This window comes from Pedobacter sp. WC2423 (assembly GCF_040822065.1).
Lineage (GTDB): Bacteria > Bacteroidota > Bacteroidia > Sphingobacteriales > Sphingobacteriaceae > Pedobacter.
Window position 1 is genome coordinate 3,798,343 of sequence record NZ_CP162005.1, and the last position, 17,094, is coordinate 3,815,436.

Here is a 17,094-nt window from a genome sequence, read left to right on the forward strand (position 1 = left end):
AAATTTAGATTAAATATCTTGTAATACACACAACGACGAATAGAATCAAATGTTGCAATAACAAATCTACAACTTTGATTTTAATTCCAAATTAAATTATCATTACCAGGTAAATTTGATTTTCGCAATAAATCTATTGTCGCGTAGCTATTATTAAAAAAGATTGTCCCGGTTAGAAGACAATCTTTCACAATGAAAACTAAAAAAAAATTCAAATGCAAATTTTTCCTTAAAAAAAATGATTTAAAGTGTGTTTTCTACAACTTTTGGGACTGATTTGAGTATTTCATCGTTTGCGAACTCTTCAAATTGCTTAAAGTTATCAATAAACGCTTTAGCAAGTTCGTTTGCTTTCTGATCATATTGATGTTGGTCTGACCAGGTATTTCTTGGGTTTAAAATTTCTGAAGGAACGCCCGGACAAGCATCCGGCATCTGTAATCCGAAAACAGGATGTTCAGTAAATGTTGCCGAAGTTAACTCACCATTCAATGCCGCAGTAATTAAAGCACGTGTATAACTTAATTTCATCCTGCTGCCTGTACCGTAAGCACCACCACTCCAGCCTGTATTCACTAACCAGACATTTACTTTGTGCTCTTCCATTTTCTTTCCAAGCAGATCTGCATATTTAGTTGGGTGCAAAGGCAGAAAAGCCTTTCCAAAACAAGCAGAGAAAGTGACCTGAGGCTCAGTTACCCCAGCTTCTGTACCTGCAACCTTTGCCGTATATCCCGAGATGAAATGAAACATCGCCTGGCCAGGGTTTAATTTTGACAGCGGAGGTAAAACACCAAAAGCATCTGCCGTCAGGAAGAAAATATTCTTAGGAATACCTGCAATAGAAGGTGAAACCGCATTGTCAATATAGTTTATAGGATAAGCTACCCTCGTATTTTCTGTTTTTTCAATATTTGAATAATCCACCGTCCTGGTATTCGGGAAATAATTGATATTCTCCAGCAAAGCGCCGAATTTAATCGCATTATAAATCTGCGGCTCCTTTTCAGCAGTCAGATCTACACATTTAGCATAACATCCGCCTTCAAAATTAAAGACAGAATTATCTCCCCAGCCATGTTCATCATCACCAATTAATCCTCTTGCAGGATCCGCAGACAACGTTGTTTTACCAGTACCAGATAATCCGAAGAAAATTGCAGTGTCCCCATACGCACCAACATTGGCAGAACAGTGCATGGATAAAGTATTTTTCAATTCAGGCAAAATGAAGTTTAAAACAGAGAAAATACCTTTTTTTATTTCACCTGTATAACCTGTTCCACCGATTAATATGATTTTGTCTGTGAAATTCAGGATCGCAAAATTAGCCTGACGTGTGCCGTCAACTGCCGGATCGGCCAGGAATGTTGGTGCAGCTATAATTGTCCATTCCGGATTTTCAATAACCTCCCCTTCTTCTGGTCTGAGGAATAAATTATTAGCAAATAGATTTTGATAAGCGGTCTCAGTGATAACTCTGATACTCATTTTGTAGGCTTCATCCGCACAAGCATAAGCATCTCTCACATAAAACTTGTCTTTGTTAAGATGTGCACAAACTTTGTGTAATAAAGACCCGAAATTTGATTGACTAAACTGGATATTAATATCGCCCCACCAAACTGAATCCTTCGTTACCTCATCCAGCACTATAAACCTGTCCTTTGGCGAACGACCAGTAAATTTACCAGTATCAATTGCCAAAGCACCTGAAGAGGAGAGTGTACCCTCTCCGTTATTGATCGCTTCTTCTACCAGTTGCGGTACACTTAACTGATAGTATGCATTCTCAGTACCCAAATTCAACCGGGATAAGTCTGGTTTAGGCATTAAAACTTTGCTCATAAAATGATTATTTGTTTAGGCAAAGCTAAGGAGATATTTATTGAAAAATTATCATTTCAAAGGAAATATTTCACTTATTGTGGCATATACACTATAGATTAACAATCTACATATCAACGTTTTAGTAACCTTATTATCCGCCAGATTTTTTCACTTTATAGCCTTCTTTTTGAAGCATCAAAACTACCTTATCTCTGAAGTCGCCCTGCACCATAATCTCTCCATCTTTAGCACTTCCGCCTACCCCGCATCTGGTCTTCAGCATTTTCGATAATTTCTCGAGTTCCTCCGCATTTCCACGAAAACCAGTAACCAGTGTAACTGCTTTACCCCCTCTGTTTTTCCGGTCAAGCATCACCCTTAAATCTTGTTGATTATTGGCAATTACTTCTTCCGGTGTCTCGCTTTCAGTTTCATAGCTGAAAGAAGGATCAGTAGAATACATGATCCCGCCAAGATCACTCAATGATTTTTTATTCGGCTTCATAATTTATAATATTAAATGATAACACCCATTGCTGCCGGAACAATTACATTTAAAGACAATGGTGAAATTGTGACCTCAATCTCTCTGCCCATAAAATAAGGTTCCCCATCAATGTGGATAGCAGCATCGTCCACCCTGGTAATCTGTATCTCTTTTCCCTGGATAATTTCTACCAGATCAGATTTGTCTGTACTCGCATTCAGCATATGGTAAGCTAGTAGTGGTATTTTATAAAGTGGAAAAGACTTAATGATACAAACGTCCAGCAAACCATCCGTTACAGAAGCATGCGGTGACACATGCGCATTATTTCCATACTGAGAAGAATTCGCTACACTGACTACAAAAGCCGTTCTGGTATACCCTACCCCATCCACCCGGATGTGATAGGTCTCAGGTTTATAATTAACCATTTCTTTGAGCCCCAGTTTGAAATATCCTGTTAAGCCTCTTTTTTTATTGCCGACAAATACAGAACTGATATGTGCATCAAACCCCATCCCGGCCATATTAAAGAAAAACTTATCATTAAATGTACCCGTATCAATTTTCGTTACGATCAGCTCATTTAATACCTGGATCGCTTTAGCTGTATTCATGGGTATTTTTAAAAACCGGGCCAAACCATTTCCCGATCCAAAAGGAATAATTCCCAGGATCTTTTGCTGCTGCATAACTTTTGTAGCAATTTCATTGATCGTCCCGTCACCACCAACGGCAACAATAATATCAAAGTTCTTATTTGCAGCTTCTTCCGCTATCTCAGCCGCATGTCCTACATACTCCGTAAAGCTAAAATTAGGATTAAATTTGGATCTGTCCAGATTTGCATCAATGATAGCAGGTATCTTTAATTTATCCTTACCCCCGGAGATAGGATTAATAATGAATAGAATGTTTGACTTTGCCAAAGGGATATGATTTAATTATGGCACAAAATAATTGATATTTTTTGACTATTTTGAATATATATAGTAATTTTGCAATATAAAGGTGGACTGATTTGCGATGTTATGTTAGCATGACGGGATTGCAACCACGTAAAAAAAAGTGCTAACCATTCATACACTTCATTTTACTGCCTGTTTTTACGGGGTCATTGTCCATTTTAAAGAATTGATTATTATTTAACTAATTATTTAAAATGTCATATTTATTTACATCAGAATCTGTTTCTGAAGGTCATCCTGATAAAGTAGCAGATCAAATTTCAGATGCACTAATTGATAATTTTTTAGCATTTGATCCTGAATCAAAAGTTGCTTGTGAGACTTTAGTAACTACCGGACAAGTTTTCCTTGCCGGAGAAGTTAAATCTACAGCATATCTTGACGTGCAGAAGATCGCAAGAGAAGTAATCAATAAAATTGGTTACACTAAAGGTGAATATATGTTTGACAGTAACTCTTGTAGTGTACTATCTGCTATTCATGAGCAATCTCCTGACATTAACCAGGGTGTAGACAAAGAAGACAAAACTACTCAGGGAGCTGGTGACCAGGGAATGATGTTTGGTTATGCAACCAGAGAGACTGAAAACTTCATGCCACTTGCGCTTGACCTTGCACATAAAATCCTGATTGAATTAGCCGCAATCCGTCGTGAAAACACGGAAATCACTTATTTACGCCCGGATGCAAAATCTCAGGTTACTTTAGAGTATAACGATAACAATGAGCCTGTAAGAATCGATTCTATCGTCGTGTCTACACAACATGATGATTTCGATGAAGAGCAGACCATGCTTAAAAAGATAAAAGAAGATATTATCAACATCCTGATTCCACGTGTTTCAAGTCAATATCCTCAGTTCAGCAAATTGTTCAACAAAGACATCAAATATCACATTAATCCGACTGGAAAATTTGTGATTGGTGGTCCTCACGGAGATACTGGTTTAACAGGAAGAAAGATCATTGTTGATACTTATGGCGGTAAAGGTGCTCACGGTGGTGGTGCATTCTCAGGAAAAGATCCATCTAAAGTTGACCGTTCGGCAGCTTATGCAACCAGACACATCGCTAAAAATTTAGTAGCAGCTGGTGTTGCCGATGAAATCCTGGTACAGGTATCTTACGCAATCGGTGTTGCTCAGCCTATGGGTATTTACGTAAACACTTACGGAACAGCCAGGGTTAAAGCAGCAGATGGTAAATTGCTTACTGATGGTGAAATAGCGAAAGAAGTAGAAAAAATCTTCGATATGACTCCTTATGGTATTGAGACCCGTTTGAAATTAAGAAATCCTATTTATTCGGAAACGGCTGCTTACGGACACTTTGGTAAAAACAATGAAGTGATTACCAAAATCTTTAAAGCATCTAACGGTACTGAAAAAGAAGTTACAGTTGAATTGTTCACCTGGGAAAAATTAGACTTTGTAGACGCAGTTAAAAAAGCGTTCTCTCTATAATCCGGTCAGCTAAATCTTTAGAAAAAAGAGCGATGTCTTCCACAGGTATCGCTCTTTTGCGTTTAAGTCCTGGTCAAGTTCCTATTAACTTCTCTGTGAATCCATATCCGCTACAGGTCAGCTCCATGTTGAGTCCACCTTTTTATGGGAAAAGGTGGACTCAACATGGACTCATAGGTACCTCTACCCAGCTAGTAATAGTCCCACAACAGAAGTTGAACAGGACAGGAAATCAGCAGTTTTAATCCGGGTTTTATCGGTAAAACCAGAATAAATCGTATCATTAATCAAAATACAAGATTATGATACGAAAGATTATATTTATCCTCTTTATCGGGCTTCAGCTGGGAAGAGTTTCCGCACAGACCAAAACACCAGATGAATTGTACGGTCAATTGTTTATTGATGTGCAAATGCAGAATGTACTGAAAGACGGTAAAACTTTTGTGGATTGTATTCCGAAAAGAGATCCGGCAAAAATATTAGAAGACTATATGAAATTAAAAGCCGCTAAAACCAAATTTAGCACCAGGGCTTTTGTAAATGATAATTTTATTCTTCCAGATACCAATACCACAATCGTAATCACAGCGAATCAGCCCGTAACCGAACATATTAACCAGCTTTGGGAAGCACTGCGCCGTAAACCCTCAGAAAAAACAGCCAACAGTTCCCTGCTTGATCTTCCTTTTCCTTATATAGTTCCAGGCGGACGCTTCAGAGAAGTTTATTATTGGGATAGTTATTTCACAATGCTGGGTTTGCAAGTATCCGGTGAAAATGAGACTATTGAAAATATGATCAAAAACTTCGCTTATCTGATTGAGCAAAATGGACATATTCCAAACGGAAACAGAAATTATTACCTCAGCAGGTCGCAACCTCCGTTTTTCTCACTGATGATTGAACTTCTTGCGAAAACCAAAGGAAACGAAGTATATTCCACTTACTTACCAGTACTGGAGAAAGAATACGCGTACTGGATGGATCAGTCTGCACCGACGAAACATGTAGTGGTTATGCCCGATGGGAGTAAACTAAACCGCTATTACGACCAGTTAAATACACCAAGACAAGAATCCTATAAAGAAGATGTGCTGATCGGCAAACAGACCGGAGCAAAAAACCCGGAAGTATACCGTGATATCAGGTCAGCAGCAGAGAGTGGCTGGGATTTCAGCAGCAGATGGTTAGCAGATGGCATGCAATTAAAGACTATTCAAACTACACGGATTGTCCCTGTGGACCTGAATTGTTTATTATATAACCTGGAACTCACCCTACAGAAATGTTATGCACTTCAACACGATGTAGTTAAAGAAAAGCAGTATCAGACCCTGGCCCTAAAGAGGAAAGCCAGTATTCAGAAATATTTCTGGTCGCCAGCATATTCCTGGTTCACAGATTACAATCTTAAAACTAAAAAACAATCTCTTGTGCTGAGTTTGGCAGGGATGTTTCCTTTATCTTTTAAGCTGGCTGACCAAAAACAAGCCAAACTGGTTAAGCAAACTTTACAACAAAAATTCCTGAAAGCCGGGGGATTGGTTTCTACACCATTAAATACACACCAGCAATGGGATGCACCTAATGGATGGGCCCCTTTACAATGGATGGCCATCACCGGACTGGGTAATTATGGTTTTCATGATTTAGAAAAACAGATTTCTGTCCGCTGGATTAATTTAAATACCAGCGTCTATAAGCGTACAGGAAAACTGATGGAGAAATACAATGTGGTTGACCTGCAACTGAAAGCCGGAGGAGGAGAATATGCTTCTCAGGATGGATTTGGATGGACTAATGGGGTATTAATTTCCCTGATTAAAAAATACGGCTACATAAAATAAAAAAGAAAACCATTTATAAAAGGCTTTGTTTAATAAACAAACGATCTTTATTATGGAACAACCAGCTGAAATGAATACACTTAGCCAGATTTTAGAAAAATTAAGGCAAAAAGGGTTAGATAACGAAATAAAGATGACCGATCATGGCAAAATGCAAGGAGTTGGTCTGCACAAAATCTATGCACCGGAAGATCTGACTATCATAAAAACTTATCGTTTTGAAGGTGACTCAGACCCGGCAGATAATTCTGTGCTTTATTTGTTAGAAGACAAAGATGGCCAGATTGGCTATATCATTGATGCCTATGGCATGTACAGCTCTCACGAAGGAACGGGTTTTGATGATTTTCTCAAAAAAATCCCTACTGCCGATAGGGACCTGCAAGAACTATTTAAATAGTCAGTCAAATAAACAAAGGAAAGCGGGAAAGTTTTCCTTTGTTTATTTATACAGTTTTCCCATCCATCAAGCATACTTCATTTTAAAATGAAGTATCACCTTTTCTGGTTAGCTACTTTTGATTAAGTCAATAACCAGCAACTCATGGATACCGGAATTATTTTAGATTGGAATACAACAGAACCACGTCAATTCTATGCTCAGAAAAGAGCAACGCATCAGGTTCATTATGATCAGGAACAACAAAGCTGGATCATTTACGGTTATAAGCAAGCCAAAGAGGCATTGCTGCACCAGGATGCACTTATACCTCAAATTGAAACTAATCAGACCGGTCTGAATCAAAATGCAGTTAAATTGATTCAACAGTTAGCACGGCTGAATAATTTTGAACAACACCAGCAATCAAGAGATGCAGCATTACAGATTTACAATCAAATGCAACCCGTTGCCATCCATGAGCTGCTTGATTCCTTATTAGAAAAAACAAGCTCGGGGACATCTGTAAATTGGGTTGAAGTAGTTTGTAAAAGACTACCTGCGCTTTATATCTTAAAAAGTCTGGGGATTGGAGCAGAAGATTGCACTTTTATTATCAGTCATCTCCAAATACTGGTTAAGATTATGTCTCCCCGGCAAACTTCAGAAGACATTCCACAGTTAAATGAACTGATCGATAGTTTATTCCTTTTATTACAAAAATATCTGCCGGATATGACTACAACTCAAAGCGATTTAAACCCCGGAGAATGGACAACATTACTGTGCTCTAATCTCATTGGTTTGCTGATTCAGAGTTATGATGCCGGAAGAGGTCTGCTGACGAACACAGCCTTGCAGCTTGCCTGCCATCAATTACCTGTTCCAGTATCAGGAACAGAACAATACTTTAGAGAAGCCGTTATGGAGACCCTGCGTTTTGATCCCCCAATACATTTAACCCGAAGGATTGCAGGAAAGGATCTTTTGATAGGTGATCATTTGATAAAAGAAGGAGAAATAATAATCATTTTATTAGCAGCAGCTAATCTTGATCCTCAAATATTTGAATCTCCTTTAACTTATAACCCCTCCAGAAGTAATAATCAGGAGCATCTGACTTTTGGCGCGGGTCATCATCAATGTCTGGCTAAACATTTAACGATGCACCTAACCGCAGAAACCTTTAAAATTTTATATCATCGTATTCAAATACTCCCACAATCTTTAACCTATGAACCACTCTTAAATGCCAGACTGGTTAAAAATTTATTTATCACTCTTTAAAAAATAAGGAAAAATGATCGCAGTAATTTTTGAAGTCATCCCGGCAGCAGGTAAAAAGGCAGACTATCTGGCCATTGCTGCCAAGCTTTATCCACAACTTTCCAACATAGCAGGATTTATCTCTATCGAAAGGTTCCAGAGTCTGGTGCAGCCCGATAAAATTCTTTCTCTTTCATTTTGGGAAAGTGAAAAAGCAATTATGGAATGGAGAAATATAGAAATGCACCGGGATGCACAGTCACAGGGTCGTGAGACGGTTTTTAAAGATTATCATTTAAGAATAGCAAGTGTGGTAAGAGATTATGGAATGTTTGACCGTAAAGAAGCTCCTTCAGATAGCAGAACTGCACATAGTTAATCACATTAAATAATTATTATTCTATATCCTATATCTACCTTAAACAAGGTTATTTTATCCTTACGACTACTTCAAAGCAAATTACACATTAAAACAAAACATACGTAAAGCAAAAAACATGTCATAATATAAAAATAAATTAAAAAAAAGGAATAAATTAATATTATATTGTATAATTAAAACTACAATTTAATATAACCTATTTAATTATAAGGTTGTGCCTGTATCTATTTATACCAAAATCAATTATGAAGTATAAGCTTGCGAAAGAAAAGCTAAACCATATTGCTGAAGAACTAAAGGATGAAAAGCACCTCAATAGTCCTAACTTGGGCGTACTGAACGGGATTTCCGGAATCGCCTTATTCCTCTTTCATTATTATAAATATTCAGGTGATGAATATTATTCAAACCTTGGAAAAAAATATATAGAAGAAATCATTGACAGAATTAATAATGGATACTCCTTTCCAACATATTGTAGTGGAATTGCAGGTGCTGCCTGGACTATTGAATATTTAAATGAATACAATTTCATAAAATTTAATTCAGACAAAAATTTCAATGAAATTGATGAGTATTTATTAGAAAACATGAAAAGTTGTATGATAAAGGGTCAATTTGATTTTTTACATTGTTCGATTGGATATGGATATTACTTCCTAAAAAGATATAATCTAACACATTCGAAAAAACTAAAAAAAGAATATCTTAATAACATTCATCAATTGATTGATAATCTTTACAATTTATCTTTTGCGAATCAAAATGGTATCTATTGGATAAATACCTTTGAAGGATTTCCTAAAGATTCAATAGACACCGGATCTGCACACGGTATGTCTGGTATAATTAGTTTTTTAACCAATGTATTGTCACACAATATAAAAAGTCTAAAGGCTTTAAAAATGATTGACTTGGCAACGAGTTTCATTTTATCTGCCAAAACTGATCATCTGAATTCTGCTTATCCTAAAAATATTTATGTTCATTCAATTGATCAGCATTTAGCCGAAGCAAGCAGGATGGCATGGTGTTACGGAGATTTAGGAATCGCCAGTGCCTTCATGAAGGCTAGCAAATTTATCAAAGAAAAAGAATTATTAAAGGAGAGCGAAAGAATTATGTTAAGATGCTGTTCCAGAAAACATCTGACAGAAACGGGAGTCGTAGATAGTGGATTATGTCATGGGTCATTAGGTATAGCACTAATTTACAAGAACTTTTATGATATAACTTCAAATAAAACATTTCATCAAACCTCTGATTATTGGTTGAATGATGGTTTAATGAAGGGGTGTTTCCCAGATGGATTAGGAGGATTTAAAAAATATGAGAACGATAAATACATCAATGAGGTCAATCTCTTAGATGGTATTGCAGGAATAGGTTTAGGTATACTATCACTGACAACCGATACTGAATTAAACTGGGAACAATCTATGATGCTATAATACTTAAAGCCTATACTTTACAGCACCAGGATGAAAATAATAAAGTTATAATTTTAAAAATAGCACTACGCATGAAGAATCCCTATCACTATTTTGATAAGTACTTCTTAAGATTTCCAATTTATGCCGTTGATGGTATTAATGAAATGATACATGAAGATAATATGTTTAACTTTTTTTGTTTAAATGAATATTTCCAAATGGCCATTTTAATTTCTTCACCTGATCTATATTATCAGCTTAAAGCTATACAGAATAAAAGCCACATTAAAGTTAATACCAAAGATAAAGCAAGGTTAAGTAGTACTTTGATGAAATATTTGTCCCGAATGAGTACAAGAAGTACGCCATACGGGCTTTTTTCCGGAATTTCTGTTGGTCAAATAGGAAAGGACTCTAAAATCGTTATAGATTCAGGTAAGATCACTTTAAATTATCAGTATGATAATACTTTTTTACACGAATTAGTAACAGCATTATATAGGATAGAACCTGATAAGTATTCAGAAATGAATGTTTATTCGAATAATATGTTATTTGGGCTTAATAAAAAATACAAGTTTATTGAATTCTTCGATGATTTTACAAAAGGAGAGAGAATATTCAAGGAGGTAATAACTAATAATAATACATATTTAAGCAGAATTCTAAAGTTAGCTAAATCAGGTTGTACTTTAGGAAGTTTGCTAAATGACTTAATCTTACAAGGATATTCCAAGAATAACGCTCAAACATATTTAGATACACTAATAAAAAATAAGCTTCTGTTAACGGAAATGCAGCCCACATTGAGAGATGATTATTTTACAAAAATTGCAGAACTATCCAAGAAGTTAAACAGAGGCTCTTTATTGGATGAAATTACAAATAAATACACTCAAATTCTGAGAGACATAAATAGTGAAGGATTAGATATTGAAAAATTCAATGAAATCATAAATATCAAAAAAAATTCAGTTGATGGTTTGATTAATTTTTCTCCAATAAAATCAACTGTCGTATTGAAAAACGGCATAAATACCTTAGATAAAGCGCTATTCTTAAAAATCAAAAGTTTATTACCATTTTTTAATAAGATAACAACAGCAGTAAAAAACCCTGAATTAGAGCAATTTACGCAGTCATTCTACAAAAAATATGAGTTCAGAGAAGTAAACATTGTTACCTTGATGGATAGCGATATTGGTTTAGGATATCCAATTAATTATCACCAAATATTATCCAGTCCACTCATTGAAAATTTAAACATAAAACAAAAATCACAAAAAAATGATACTATCAGTTGGGATATAGTGACTTCTATTCTACACCAAAAAATTCTCTCAGCTCATACACACAAAGATAAAATAATCAAGCTATACGATTCTGATTTTGAAGATATAGGGGAAAACTGGAATGATATTCCTGAAACTATTTATGCCAATGTCAAACTCCTGCAAACTCTAAATGGGCAAAAAATTATTATCAATGGATTTGGAGGACCTTCTGCTGTAAATCTGCTTACGCGATTCACATATCAAGATGAAATGACCGAGCATTTAGTAAGTGACATTGCTAAAAAAGAAAATGAGAATGCTGATAGAAATGGATACATCAATGCTGAAATTATTCATGCTCCAAGTATACATTTAACCAATGTTTTTGAGCAAAAGCATATTTTCAATCATTTCATTCCCATACTTTCAACTCCATTATCTACTATAGCTGAACCTATACTTATGGAGGATATTATGGTAAGATTAACCAACAACATGAAGTTAGAATTAAGATCTAAAAAGCTTAATAAGATTATTAAACCATTTTTATCTAATGCCCATAACAGCCTAACATCAAACATACCGGTCTATAGATTTCTTACAGACCTGCAATTGTATGGAAAAAGAAATTATTTAGGATTTTATTTGGATGATCTGCAAAAAATGTTTGCTCACATTCCCAGGATTGAATATAAGGATTGTATTGTTCTTGAGGCACGATGGCTTATTAAGTTCAATGAGCCCACACTTAAGAGTATTAACCTAGAAGACACAGATGCATTAACAAATTCAATAAACAACTTTAGAAATAAGTTTAAACTACCTGAGCTGGTACTATTATGTGAAGGAGATAATGAACTGCTTATTGATTTTGAAAACCAGCAATCTGTGAAAATTTTCCTAAATAAATTACTTAAGAATAATACAATACTACTAAAGGAATTCTTGTTCAAAGAAGCAAGCTTAGTCAAGAATGCTACAAATCAAAATCAGTGTCATGAATTATTAATTTCATTCTATAAAAATGCGTAACCAGGTATTTAGAAAATATATTGTTGGCTCAGAATGGCTGTGTTACAAAATTTACTTAAGTGAAATCACCGCTGATAATATTCTTATAGTTGCAATTTATCCAACCCTTAATAAACTGTTAAAAGACAACGCAATTGATTCTTTTTTTTTATAAGATACAATGATCCTGAATTCCATATCAGGTTAAGAATAAAACTTAACAACATAGAAAAAATAGGTTTTATTATTAATGTTTTCCATAAACTTCTCAATAAATATATTTTGAATGAAAGGATTAATTCTATTCAAATCGACACTTACCAACGGGAGATTGAAAGATATGGTGATTTTACAATGGAATTGTCCGAACAGTTTTTTTTCTATGATAGCATTCAAATTTTACAAATGCTCAAGTCAATTGACCTCAGTACAAATAGTGACTCCAGATGGTTACAAGCAGCAGCATTAATAAGTCATTATTTAGATCTATTTGATTTTGATTTATATGAAAGAATAGATTTCTTAAAAAGTCTGAAGTCAAGCTTTCATAACGAATATCAGATTAGTTCGAAAGATAGTAAGCAAATAGCAAGCAGGTACAAAAATAAGCGAGAATTGCTCTCCGGCGTATTAGATGGTAAAAAATATAATACGTTAGTTACTTTGAACCGGCAGAATGTATTACGTCAATCTTTCGTAATTAAGTCATTGATATCAAATATTGGCTTTAATTCGCCTTTTATTCCGAAAAACATATTGATTACAAGTTTTTTTCACATGTCTTTAAATCGAATTTTCATTAAAGACAACCGGGTGTCAGAATATATATTATATGATTTTATGCATAGATATTTTCTAGAAGAATTCTATAAAAAAAATAACAGGAAAAATTAAAATCAACCAATTATTTATCAAATAAAATTAAAATCATGAAAAAACAAAAGATTGAAAAACAGCTAATTTTCGACAAACAGATTATTAGTGACCTGAGCGCTATAAAAGGAGGAAGTGCTCCTGTAACTATGCCAGTCCAAACTTATCAGTGCCCGACTGCAGGCGCAAAATGTGGAACAGAAGATCCAGTACCTAATCCTAGTACATGTAGCTGTGGAACTCCTATTAAAGACACTTATCAAAGTTGTGGTACTTTACCAGGAATTCGAACCTGTTAATATTTTCAATGTCAGAGTAGTCGGATTCGATAGACTACTCTGGCATTTTTATAAGACAGAATCCGGATAGTCCATTGGCAAAAAAACATTGGGTACAACAGCCTATTTGAATACAATTCGGAATAGTAGTTAGTCTTAAAAAAGCGCCCGATTTTTAATTATGAAATGATTTGTCAGATAATTTTATTCACGCCATTAAGAAAAAAAATATAAAACCCTCATAAAAAGACACTTATACAAATATTTTAGTGAAAAATAATTCAATTATTTCTCACTTATGTCACCACTTAGAGAATTATTGTGATATAACTTTGTGAAGTGTGAATCTTTGAGAAGATTAGAAATCGTTCTTACCAACATGAATCAGTATACCTCATGGCTTTAGGTGTGTTTAGCCATGAGGTATCTTTCAGACAGATTTTTTCTTTTTGCTTCCAAAACAAAGCTCCACTATTTTTCTTATCGCCTTTGTAATTTCTTTTCTACCTGTCTCTGTATTCAGGTCAAGCCCACAAATGGTACTTGCATTCTTTTTAGTGTGTAATACAGAATAATAAATTCCGCAAATGATAATTGCAGAAACAGCTCTGAAATTGATATCTGAGTCCTTAAAATAAGGATCTGTCAATTTTAGAAGCTCCTCTCCCATCGCCTCACGCTTTCTGCTCAGGTCATTTAAAATATTATTTTTTTCTGAGATCTCCCAAAGGATAATCCGCTGCATTTCATCCTCATTGAAAAAGAAATCAAATTGGTTTTCGAATATACTGGATGAAAACTCAATCATAGTTTGTTTTTTATTGGAGGCAACTGCCGCATCACTCACTTTCTTAGAAAAAGTAACCCAATAATCTCTTTCTACAAGATACGTTTCAATTAAAGAATCAACTGTGCCAAAATAGCGATAGATCAGTTTTTTACTGACTCCGGCATTTTTAGCAATGGCATTTACGCCTAATCCCGTATAACCTGTTGAACGGATGATATCCCCTACTGCATCAATGAGCTTTCTCTCAGTTAGTTTCCTGTTTTTCGGCTCCGTTTTATTCAAAACATTTTTATCCAGCATAATCTCTTTCGTAGGAATTTATTCAAAAATAGAGTTTTATGTAATCTCTCAAACTTATTTTTTAGTTGTTTTAATTAAGAAGCAGAGGAATTAATCCCATTACTATAGCCAGCAATCAAATATGCGGTAGTTAAACTGTTTATTCGCCGCATAATTGCAGCGAATAAGCAGAATGAGTTATGTTCTTAGCCAGAGAGCAGATCAGACAGAAAACCGTTTTTATAGTATGTCTGCTCAAATACAAAATACAGGGATTATTATTATGAAATCCTATAACCACAATTTCAGGGGAATATTGCCAGGGAAAAGTCTGAGCAGAAGAAACAGGCTCAATATCAGAAAGAGCTGGCACAAAACCTCATGTATCTCATAAAAACAAATTACGCAGGGCATAACTTTCACGTTCTTTGGAGCGTATCAGGTAACTGAGTATCCAGTTAAACATTAATGTAATAAGAGAAATAACTATCAGCAAGAACACATTGCCATAAGTGGCAAAGAGACATGCTATTAAAATCATCAATAGATTAACACCAATTAAAAGGGTAGTAGTCTGCATATGGGTAAAACCTAATTTTAATATACGGTGATGAATATGATTCCGATCAGCCAAAAAAGGTGATTTTCCTTTTACAATTCTGAGAATAAACACTCGTAATGCATCTGAAACAGGAATAATCAGAATAGCCAGTGCTATAGCGGGAGCAGAAAAAATATCAGGACTGTGATTTTCTGTAAACTTATTTACTTCTAAAAATTTAATTGTCATAACTGCTGATATCAATCCAATCAGCAATGCTCCTGTATCCCCCATAAAGATTTTCGCCGGTGTAATGTTAAACTGTATAAATCCTATAATAGCGCCAGTCATCGCTAAGGAAATAGTAGCTAATTCATATTTGCCCATATATATGAATAAGGCTGAAAATACACTATTCACAATAATACCTGTCATCGCTGACAGTCCATCGATTCCGTCAATCAAATTGAAGGAATTAATAATGAATATAATAACTAGCAGAGACAGCACAACACTTGCAGGATAGGTGATATCGTAGAAACCAAATATCCCATGGAAGCTACTGATCCTGATATTTCCTGGAATAACCAAAATCAGCGAGGTAATTAACTGAATGATGAGTTTTGTACGCGGATTAACTCCAAGAAGATCATCTTTAATTCCCATAATAGACAATATCATACAAGCAGCAAGCAGATAATTAATCGGAGTTGTTTTATCCGTTAAACCGAAAAATAGTAAAGTAACCGTAAAACCAGTGTATATACCCACTCCACCTAAGCGGGGAATAGCACCTAGATGCCGCTTTCTGAAATAGCTGAAGTTATCGTATAAATTATGGGTTTTGGCAACATAAATAATAGAAGGAATAATAGCCAGAGTAATCAAAATAGAAGATATAAATACCAGAATGCAGCAAATTAAATGATGGTTGTTTAAATAAGCTGGCAGATCAAATGTTTCCATAGAAGGTATTTTTACATATTAAATGAACTGTAATATTTTTCGTATCGGCTTGAAAATCACCCCTAAAAATGGAATAGGTATCTGACAACTTTTCATGGCTTTAAAATCGCAGGCCCAGGCCCTGGCTCTGTTTCTAAAATTCCTGTTACTCACTCCTCCAGTAGTCATGTTTACAATTACTTCGTCGAGGAAAAACACGTTTACGGTTTTTAAATACATAAAACGAAGCATCAATTCATAATCAGCAGCAGTTCCATAACTGAGATCATACAAACCGTATTTATTAAAAAAGTTCTTCTTAACATAAAATGTTGGGTGAGGTGGCATCCATCCCCAGTTAAATTTGGTAGCCTTATATTTTCCAGACCGCCACTTACGTACTACTGTTCCATCCTTATTTACATAATTAAGGTTTGCATATAACATATCTGTATGATCAGCATTAAATGATTGCGCTATTTTTTCTAATACATCATTATCAGCAAAATAGTCATCCGCATTGAGCGTACCAATGATATCACCAGTTGCCAGATTAATACCCTTGTTCATTGCATCATAAATACCCCTGTCTTGTTCAGAATTGAAAACATGAATATATTTTTTGTTATTCTGAATAATTTTCAATGTACCATCCGTTGAATTACCATCGATGATAATATATTCTACATTACTATAGGTCTGATTGGTTACAGATTCGATACACCGTTGCAATGTTTGCACTGCATTATAAGTGACTGTGATTAAGGAGACCTTTAGTTGATGCACCATATGATAGAGTAAACATAATTATAATAATGATAGAGTTTCCAGGAATATCCGGGCGCAGGAACTTTCAATGGCCAGCACACACCGAAAAAATATTAAGATCTAATTAACAGTATAATGATAATCGTAATGATATGTACTAAAAATCACACACATCAATTTCGATTTAGCTATGAAAAGAAAAATTTTAACTAAATAAAAAATAACACACCTCTTTATAGCATATTATTTTAAAATTAAAAAATATCAAAAACATATT

14 protein-coding genes and 1 pseudogene are annotated in these 17,094 nt (G+C 34.9%); 9 read left to right on the plus strand and 6 right to left on the minus strand.

From position 1 onward, the window contains the following. Positions 1-243: 243 nt before the first annotated feature. The 3 genes from pckA to AB3G38_RS15690 all read right to left on the minus strand — a co-directional run bounded on the left by pckA (position 244) and on the right by AB3G38_RS15690 (position 3,246). Complete coding sequence (gene pckA, locus AB3G38_RS15680; protein WP_367864805.1) at positions 244-1,848, minus strand: phosphoenolpyruvate carboxykinase (ATP); 1,605 nt, start codon at positions 1,846-1,848, stop codon at positions 244-246. A 133-nt stretch (positions 1,849-1,981) separates the two neighbouring features. Next, on the minus strand, positions 1,982-2,335 hold the full coding sequence (locus tag AB3G38_RS15685) for a translation initiation factor (protein ID WP_367864806.1): 354 nt from the start codon (positions 2,333-2,335) through the stop codon (positions 1,982-1,984). A gap of 11 nt (positions 2,336-2,346) precedes the next feature. Next, entirely contained in the window at positions 2,347-3,246 is a 900-nt protein-coding gene (locus AB3G38_RS15690; protein WP_367864807.1) for a diacylglycerol kinase family protein, read from the minus strand. Between the two features lie 233 nt (positions 3,247-3,479). Between AB3G38_RS15690 and metK the strand changes: the two genes are divergently transcribed. The 9 genes and pseudogenes from metK (at position 3,480) to AB3G38_RS15735 (ending at position 13,515) form a co-directional block, all read left to right on the plus strand. Beyond that, positions 3,480-4,748: a methionine adenosyltransferase gene (metK, locus tag AB3G38_RS15695; RefSeq protein WP_367864808.1), complete on the plus strand. Its 1,269-nt coding sequence runs from the start codon at positions 3,480-3,482 to the stop codon at positions 4,746-4,748. Between the two features lie 302 nt (positions 4,749-5,050). After that, positions 5,051-6,598 carry an alpha,alpha-trehalase TreF gene (gene treF / locus AB3G38_RS15700; RefSeq protein ID WP_367864809.1) on the plus strand — a complete coding sequence of 516 codons (1,548 nt, stop codon included), beginning with the start codon at positions 5,051-5,053 and terminating at the stop codon, positions 6,596-6,598. 52 nt (positions 6,599-6,650) lie between these two features. Then, a complete protein-coding gene (locus AB3G38_RS15705; RefSeq protein ID WP_367864810.1) occupies positions 6,651-6,998 on the plus strand; it encodes a hypothetical protein in 348 nt (115 codons plus the stop codon). A 144-nt stretch (positions 6,999-7,142) separates the two neighbouring features. Then, positions 7,143-8,264 (plus strand): cytochrome P450, encoded by a 1,122-nt coding sequence (locus tag AB3G38_RS15710; protein ID WP_367864811.1) that lies wholly within the window; start codon positions 7,143-7,145, stop codon positions 8,262-8,264. Positions 8,265-8,277: 13 nt separating this feature from the next. Beyond that, the gene (locus AB3G38_RS15715; protein ID WP_367864812.1) at positions 8,278-8,622 is read left to right on the plus strand and encodes an antibiotic biosynthesis monooxygenase; all 345 of its coding nucleotides are present in this window, start codon (positions 8,278-8,280) and stop codon (positions 8,620-8,622) included. A gap of 248 nt (positions 8,623-8,870) precedes the next feature. Further along, positions 8,871-10,076 carry a lanthionine synthetase C family protein gene (locus AB3G38_RS15720; protein ID WP_367864813.1) on the plus strand — a complete coding sequence of 402 codons (1,206 nt, stop codon included), beginning with the start codon at positions 8,871-8,873 and terminating at the stop codon, positions 10,074-10,076. A gap of 71 nt (positions 10,077-10,147) precedes the next feature. After that, positions 10,148-12,364, plus strand: coding sequence for a lantibiotic dehydratase family protein (locus AB3G38_RS15725; RefSeq protein ID WP_367864814.1), 2,217 nt, complete (start codon positions 10,148-10,150; stop codon positions 12,362-12,364). After that, positions 12,357-13,237: pseudogene (locus AB3G38_RS15730) on the plus strand (thiopeptide-type bacteriocin biosynthesis protein). The gene AB3G38_RS15725 and the pseudogene AB3G38_RS15730 overlap by 8 nt, the downstream one beginning before the upstream one ends. Before the next feature lie 35 nt (positions 13,238-13,272). Next, a complete protein-coding gene (locus AB3G38_RS15735) occupies positions 13,273-13,515 on the plus strand; it encodes a hypothetical protein (protein ID WP_367864815.1) in 243 nt (80 codons plus the stop codon). A gap of 409 nt (positions 13,516-13,924) precedes the next feature. On the opposite strand, the gene AB3G38_RS15740 is transcribed toward AB3G38_RS15735, so the two are convergent. From AB3G38_RS15740 to AB3G38_RS15750, 3 genes are all read right to left on the minus strand, one after another. Next, positions 13,925-14,584 carry a TetR/AcrR family transcriptional regulator gene (locus tag AB3G38_RS15740; protein WP_367864816.1) on the minus strand — a complete coding sequence of 220 codons (660 nt, stop codon included), beginning with the start codon at positions 14,582-14,584 and terminating at the stop codon, positions 13,925-13,927. Positions 14,585-14,951: 367 nt separating this feature from the next. Then, positions 14,952-16,070, minus strand: a complete 1,119-nt coding sequence (locus AB3G38_RS15745) for an MraY family glycosyltransferase (RefSeq protein WP_367864817.1) — start codon at positions 16,068-16,070, stop codon at positions 14,952-14,954. Between the two features lie 18 nt (positions 16,071-16,088). Continuing rightward, entirely contained in the window at positions 16,089-16,838 is a 750-nt protein-coding gene (locus tag AB3G38_RS15750; protein WP_367864818.1) for a glycosyltransferase family 2 protein, read from the minus strand. Positions 16,839-17,094: the final 256 nt, after the last annotated feature.